Below are 6,807 nucleotides of genomic sequence, written 5' to 3'. Positions count from 1 at the left end.
CGGCCTGGCCAAAAACACCGCACACGTGCTGACCTTGTTTGCGCTCTCCAATCTGTGGATGAAGCGAAAGCAGTTGCTGCCGGCTATGGGGAGCGTGCGCCTGTAAACCAGGAAATTCCCACGGAAAGCGCCAGAAATGGCGAAATTCCAAAGATTCAAACGCCACTCTTCGGAACGACGCGACATCCCGCACTCTCAGGCCTCGTTATTCAGACCTTCCTTAACGCAGCGGCTTGGTCGCTTGCATGCATGGGTGCATGGCTATTTAGCGATAGGGGCAAACCCAATCAACTTGCTGCCCGCCTTCGACGGAACGTGTTGTTCGGAAATTAGACCACGTCGTCCAGATCGCACAAGGTCCATGCAACCACCGCTGCATCTGACCCGCCGGCCGCCGTTCCTGCTCTTGCCATGCATACCGACGCTCTCGACTGGTCCTTGTCCGCCCACCGTCGCGGGACCTTACGCGGCATGGATGCCGCGTAAGAGCCTACACGGACGTACTTGCGGCGTGTCCTGCGATGGTGGGCGGGCGGGCCGTGCAGCCAGGTCGCAGATCATCCGCTCTACAACTGACCCCTCCGCGATGACCAATCACTTCGGGACAACCAAGTGATCGAGTCGCCGCGCCGTTTGGATGCAGGCAAAGGCCTGGTTTGCCAAGTGCGCGGCGCCCTCACCGCTAGCGGGACACGCCGTAAGTCCGTCGGTGGAGGCTCGGTAGCGGCATGAATACCGCCAACGCTTGTCGTCTGGAACAAGGTCAGAACTTCCAGGACAGCGTCAGCTCCACATCGCGCGGGTCGCCGTAGATCAACTGGCTTTGATAGACGATGTTGGCGTAGTACTTGCGGTCGAACAGGTTGCGCACGTTGAGCTGCGCCGACCATGCCTGGTTGATGTCGTAGCGTGCCATGGCGTTGGCCAACACCACGCTGTCCTGAGTCAGCCGCTGCGTGCTGCCCAGTGGCCCGGACATCAATTCGTGGATGGCCGACTGCCAGCTCAGGCCACCGCCCACGCGCCATGGGCCGGTCTGCCAACTGGCGAACAGGGTAGCCTCGCGACGCGGGCTGGTCGGATTGACGTCGACGCCGCTGGCATCGTTGGCATCGAACTGGGCAAAGCCGAACGCGATCCGCCACTGCTCGGAAAGCTGCCCATCGAGCTGGAATTCCACCCCCTGGCTGACCGTGCCCTTCGCGGCCAGGAAGGCCTGATTGGTGGTGCCGGGCACGAGTTGTCCGGGGTCGTTGACCGCCAGGTTGTCCTGCTCGATACGGAACAACGCCAGCGCCGCGTTGAGCTGGCCGCCGAGGTATTCGCCCTTGGCACCGACCTCGTAGCTGTTGCCTTCCAGCGGTGCCAGATAGCGCCCGCTGCGGTCGCGATTGTTTTGCGGCTTGAAGATGCCGGTGTAGCTGGCGTAGAGCGAATGGTGATCGTCCACGTCCAGGATCAGGCCGGCGTACGGCGTGGTGCGACCACGGCGCTCGTAGGTGTTGGCCGGCACCAGCTGATCGGTGTTCTTCCAGTCGGTGACGCGTGCGCCGACGATGGCCGTGAGCGCGTCGGTCAGGCTGAAGCGGCCGGCAGCGTAGGCGGCCACCTGGCGCACGTCGCGTTCTTCGCCCTTCACCAGCGGCGTCCATTGCGGCTGCGCCATGCTGCCGGTCCAGGCGTAGACGCTTTCGGCCGTCAGCACCTGCGGCGGCTGCGGCCCGTTGGACCAGCTGCGCACGTTGCGGTTCATCCAGGTGGCACCGGCGACCAGTTCGTGATTGCGGCCCCACCAGGTCAACGGCAAGCTGAGGTAGGCATCCAGGCTGTTTTGCGCAGTGATTGCGGGATGGCGCCCGCCAAAAGTGTTGGAAAGGCCCAGGCCGGTCTCGCGGTCCGGGTAATCGAAGTAGCCGAACAGCACCGACTTCCAATCGGCTTCGAACCGCTGATGCGAATATTCCACGTGCAGCTGCGCACCGTTGTCGAAGCGATGGGTCAGGCCGGCAAACGCATTGGTGGTGTCGGCCACGCCGCGCGCCCAGCGCGGCGTGAACGAATCCGAGCGCGCAAAATCGGTGCGGCTGCCGTCGCTGAAATACGCCGGCACGCCGCCCCAGGTGGTGCCGCGGCCGTCGTTGCGCTGCTTGTTGACGCCGATGTAGCCGCGGGTGGCATCGCTGAAATCCGCATCGACGATGCCGTAGAACAGCGACGATTGCTTGCTGTAGTAATCGCGGAACGACTGTTTGTCCTCGTCACTGGCAACCACCCGTCCACGCACGTTGCCGGCGGCGTTCAAGGGCGATTGCAGGTCGACGGTGCCGCGATAGCGGTCCCAACGCCCTGCCGACAGATCGACCCGACCGGTGAACACATCGCTGTCGGCATGCTTGCGCACCAGGTCGATCGACGCGGCCGGACTGCCCGCGCCGGTGGTCAGGCCGTTGGCGCCGCGGATGATTTCCACCCGGTCGTAGATCGCCATGTTCTGCTGCACGTCGCCGGTGTAGTCGGTGGGAATGCCGTCGATGCGGTAGTAGTCCACTTCGAAGCCGCGCGCAGTGATGTAGGTGCGCTCGGTGTCCCAGGTCGGCGAGTTGAAGCCGGCCACGGTGTCGGTGACGTCCTGCAGCGATTGCAGGTTACGGTCGACGATCTGCTGGCGGGTCACCACCACCACCGACTGCGGCGTCTCGCGCAGCGACAGCTCCAGCTTGGTCGAACTGCGCGCCACATCGGCGGTGTAGGAGTCGCTGCCTTCGGTCGCGGCGCCGCGGTGTGCCTCGATCTGCAGGCGGTCCAGATCGACCGGGTCGCGCGTGCTCGATTGCGCCGCAGCCGCCAATGGCCATGCGCAGGCCAGCGCCAGCGCCAGCAGGGAGTACGCCAGCGGGAGCTGCGGCGAACGGAGATCCGCACGCGTCAGCGCGCGCGCAGGGACGATACGATGGGACATGGGGTCAGCCTCAAGAGCGAGTATGGCCGTCGATGACGGCTATTGAGGCTGGCGTCGGCAGCGCCATCGGAAGGCGCGCACCGTTTGCTGGCTGGGGGCGCATGTTCGATCCGCGTCGAATCGCTGTCAATCCATGCGCGGGTCGATGCCGGGGCTCAGGAGCGCCAGCTCCGGGCAATCCGGCGAACAAGAAATGTCGCCTCGCACCGAAGCATGCCTGCCGACAGTGAAGATGGATCCGGCAACACACGCTCCGCTTCCACGCCATCGGCCACGCCGTGCGCAGGACCTCAGAGCGGTCGCCGCCCCGCCAGGCCGCGCGCGCGCATCGCCTCCAGTACGCCGCGCAGGATGGTGAGGTTGTGGCCGTGCGTAGCGCCTTCATGCAGCAGCACGATGGCGCCGGGTTGCAGGTCGCGCACGATGCGGGCGATGGTGGTGTCCGGCTCGCAGCGCACGCCGTCGAAACCGCGCGCGCTCCAGGCCACCCGGGTCAGGCCGTGCGCGCGCAGCGGCGAGGCGACCAAGGGGTTGGTCATGCCGACCACCGAACGGTACAGCCGTGGCGCCTGGCCGGTGATGCACGCCAGCACGCGCTGCGCCTGGCCGATTTCCTGTGCCATCCGGCGCGGTCCCAGCGCCCAGAACCAGGCTTGCGGATGGGTGTGGCTGTGGTTGCCGATGCCATGCCCGCGCCGCACCATGTCGCGCACCAGCTCGGGCCGCTGCTCGGCACGCGCGCCGACCACGAAGAACGTTGCCTTGGCGTCGTAGGCATCCAGCAGGTCGAGGATGGCCGGGGTGTCGTCGGACGGGCCATCGTCGATGGTCAGCCACACCTGCGGCACGCGACCGGATAACCGCGCCAGCACCGGCGCGTACAGCCGCGCGCGCGGCAGGAACACCGGCACCACGAACAGCGCATGCGACAGCAGCAGCGCAGGCAGCCCCCACGCCCAGCCCAGATGCCACCACAGCAGTGCCACCGCTACCTGCGAGAGGGCCAAAAGGCCTACCCAGCGGTAGGGGCGCGAAGGGGTGCGATACAGCGTTTCCGGCGTGGTCATGCCCAATGATGCCATGCGGCGTAGAATGCCCGGTCTCCACGCTGCCACCGAAGTGCTGCCATGTCTCTCGATCCCGCCCTGCGTTCCCGTATCGATACGCTGCTGCAGTCCAGCCGCGTGGTGCTCTTCATGAAAGGCCAGCCCGGCATGCCGCAATGCGGTTTTTCGGCCAAGGCGGTCGGCGTGCTGGACGGCCTGGGCATCGACTATGCCCACGTCAACGTGCTGGCCGACCAGGAAATCCGCGAGGGCATCAAGGCCTACGGCGACTGGCCGACCATCCCGCAGCTGTACGTGGACGGCGAGCTGATCGGCGGCAGCGACATCATCGTGCAGATGGCCGATAGCGGCGAGCTGAGCAGCATGCTCGGCCTGCAGGCGCCCGACCGCAGCCCGCCCAAGATCACCATCACCCCCGCCGCGGTCGAGATGCTCAAAGGTGCGCTGGCCGATGCGCCGGATGCCTCGCTGACGCTGGCCATCGATGCCAATTTCCAGCCCAATTTCCAGCTGGCGCCGACCAACCCGAACGCCATTGCGGCTGAATCCAACGGACTGCGCGTGCAGTTCGACCTGGCCAGCGCGCGTCGTGCCGACGGCATCACCATCGACTGGGTGGACGACATCCGCGGCCGTGGCCTGGCCATCGACAACCCCAATGCGCCCAAGCCGGTGCAGGAGCTGTCGGTGCGCGACGCCGACGACCGTCTCAAGGCCGGCAGCCTGACCCTGGTGGACGTGCGCCCGGCCGACGAGCGCGCGCTGGCCACGGTGGCCGCACCGTTCCGCACGCTGGATGCGCACGAGCGCGCCGCCATCGAACAGTTGCCCAAGGACACCCCGCTGGCGTTCCTGTGCCACCGCGGCGGCCGCAGCCTGCAGGCCGCAGAACATTTCCGTGGCCTGGGCTTCACCAACGTCTACAACGTCACCGGCGGCATCGATGCGTGGTCGGACGAGGTGGACAACGGCGTGGCGAAATACTGAGCAAGACATCAGCGGTAGTCGCACGGTCGCGGCTGCCGCTCACCGGTCATGCTCCTCTGCAGACTGCCGCACTTGCGACAACCGCGTGAGCGCAGCTTGCTCAGAAGCAGGCTAGGCCGGCACACCGCATACCGAAACGGGCGCTCCCTGAGCGTCCGTTTTTTCATGGATCGACCTGCACAAGGACATCGCTGCAATGCATACCCGCCTGCTCTCTGTCGCCCTGGCCGCGCTGCTGCCGTTGGCCACCCACGCTGCCGAACCGTCGCGCGCGGTGCTATTGGTCCAGACCTACGACAACCAACCGACCGACGATCCGCTGGAATACATCCCGCTCTGGCTCGGCAAGGACGTCGCCAAGGAATCGACCCTGCCCAAGGCGCTGCTGGGCCAGCCTTTGCAGGTCTTCAACGCAGGCGTTTCCACGGGCAACGTGCGGCTTGCGGCACTGACGGTGGACGACAACAGCATGTGCGGCGGCACCGCGAAGCTGCGCATCAAGGGCAACCCCACGCTGTCCGATTCGCCGCTGCTGTCGACCGTGGATGTGAATCCCGGCAAGCGCTTTGCCGGCCGCGCCGCCACCACCAGCGAACAGGCCGAGCTGTTCGCCCAGGTGAACAACACCGCGCAGCTGCGCAAGCGCGTCAAGCCGGCAGCCCTGGCGCAGGCGCTGGCCGCGTTCAATACCGATCGCGCGCAGGATCTGGCGGCGCTGCAGATCGTCACCGATACGCAGCAACCGCAGCGACGCGTGGCGATCCTGACCTCCAACCATCCGATCGAGACCGGCAACCCGGACAACCCGACCGGCGTGCTCGTCGTCCTTGCGATCTTCGAGCATGACGGCAGCCGTTGGCAGTTCCGCAAGGGTCACGCTGCCAGCGGCTGCGACGATTGCGAAGACCTGCCGCTGCGCACGCATCTGCTGCAATTCGGCGATATCGACGGCAACAGCACGCTCGATTTCGTGCTGGCCGAAAGCGGCTACGAAAGTTACGGGTTTTATCTGCTGCTCGGCGAAGGCCCCAGCTGGCGTTCGGAAGCATTGCCGGGCGGCTGCTGATCGCCTTGACTGCTGGCGCACTGCCTGGTGCGGCATGGGCATGGCGAAATCTTCTGCGTTGCGATGCCCGCTTCTGCCCGGCGGTCACACTGTGGTTACCCACGCTGCGCAGCAGACTTCGAGCATCGGCATGCAGATGGCCGATGCCGGTCTTCAACCGGCAAATCTCCCGTCATCCAGAAACTGCTGCTCTTCTGCGGTGGTCTCACGTCCCAGCACCGCATTGCGGTGCGGGAAGCGGCCAAAGCGCTCAATGATGCGCTGATGCTCCAACGCCCAATGGGTGGTCTGCGCATCGCCCAGTGCAGTGATCAGCTGCACCGCGCGCGCCTGCTCATCGGCGTCTTCGGCATGCTCGAAGGGCAGATAGAAAAACAGGCGCAGTTGCGCCGACACCTGTTGATCGAAGCCGCTGGCGAGCGCCTGTTTGGCGTGCCGCAGTGCCAGGCCATCGGTGGCATAGGCATGCGCGCTGCCGCGGAACGCATTGCGTGGAAATTGATCCAGCAGGATCAGCAAGGCCAGTGCGTCTTCGGCGCGCGCCATCCACTGCGCGTACTCGCCCCGTGCGGCGGCGAAATGCTGCTCACTGAAGTGCTGCCGAAAATTGGCATCGAAGGCATCGTTGTGCGTGAACCAGCGGGCCGCACCGGCCAGCTCCCAGAAAGCCAACACCACATCGGCCTGCTTGTTGCGCTCTGTTTTGGCAATCATCGGCACACCCCCTG

General features: G+C 65.6%; 5 protein-coding genes and 1 pseudogene. 3 read left to right on the top strand and 3 right to left on the bottom strand.

Annotated elements, in window-relative coordinates:
* A pseudogene (locus F7R02_RS12900) lies at nucleotides 1-106 on the top strand (IS5/IS1182 family transposase); the annotation flags it as partial.
* Between the two features lie 657 nt (nucleotides 107-763).
* On the opposite strand, the gene F7R02_RS12890 reads toward F7R02_RS12900, so the two are convergent.
* Both F7R02_RS12890 and F7R02_RS12885 read right to left on the bottom strand, forming a co-directional pair.
* The gene (locus F7R02_RS12890; protein ID WP_078589306.1) at nucleotides 764-2,959 is read right to left on the bottom strand and encodes a TonB-dependent siderophore receptor; all 2,196 of its coding nucleotides are present in this window, start codon (nucleotides 2,957-2,959) and stop codon (nucleotides 764-766) included.
* Between the two features lie 290 nt (nucleotides 2,960-3,249).
* Complete coding sequence (locus F7R02_RS12885) at nucleotides 3,250-4,041, bottom strand: polysaccharide deacetylase family protein (RefSeq protein ID WP_172397200.1); 792 nt, start codon at nucleotides 4,039-4,041, stop codon at nucleotides 3,250-3,252.
* Nucleotides 4,042-4,086: 45 nt separating this feature from the next.
* Here F7R02_RS12885 and grxD point away from each other — a divergent pair, with 45 nt between their 5' ends.
* Complete coding sequence (gene grxD / locus F7R02_RS12880; RefSeq protein WP_005913558.1) at nucleotides 4,087-5,013, top strand: Grx4 family monothiol glutaredoxin; 927 nt, start codon at nucleotides 4,087-4,089, stop codon at nucleotides 5,011-5,013.
* Nucleotides 5,014-5,209: 196 nt separating this feature from the next.
* Nucleotides 5,210-6,079, top strand: coding sequence for a hypothetical protein (locus tag F7R02_RS12875; RefSeq protein ID WP_078589302.1), 870 nt, complete (start codon nucleotides 5,210-5,212; stop codon nucleotides 6,077-6,079).
* Between the two features lie 153 nt (nucleotides 6,080-6,232).
* Here F7R02_RS12875 and F7R02_RS12870 read toward each other — a convergent pair whose 3' ends face one another.
* Nucleotides 6,233-6,799, bottom strand: a complete 567-nt coding sequence (locus F7R02_RS12870) for a DUF924 family protein (RefSeq protein WP_172397201.1) — start codon at nucleotides 6,797-6,799, stop codon at nucleotides 6,233-6,235.
* Nucleotides 6,800-6,807 lie beyond the last annotated feature (8 nt).

Source organism: Xanthomonas cissicola, assembly GCF_008801575.1.
Classification (GTDB): Bacteria; Pseudomonadota; Gammaproteobacteria; order Xanthomonadales; family Xanthomonadaceae; genus Xanthomonas; species Xanthomonas cissicola.
Note: the sequence above shows the minus strand (reverse complement) of the source record. Positions and strands in the feature narration are given on the sequence as shown.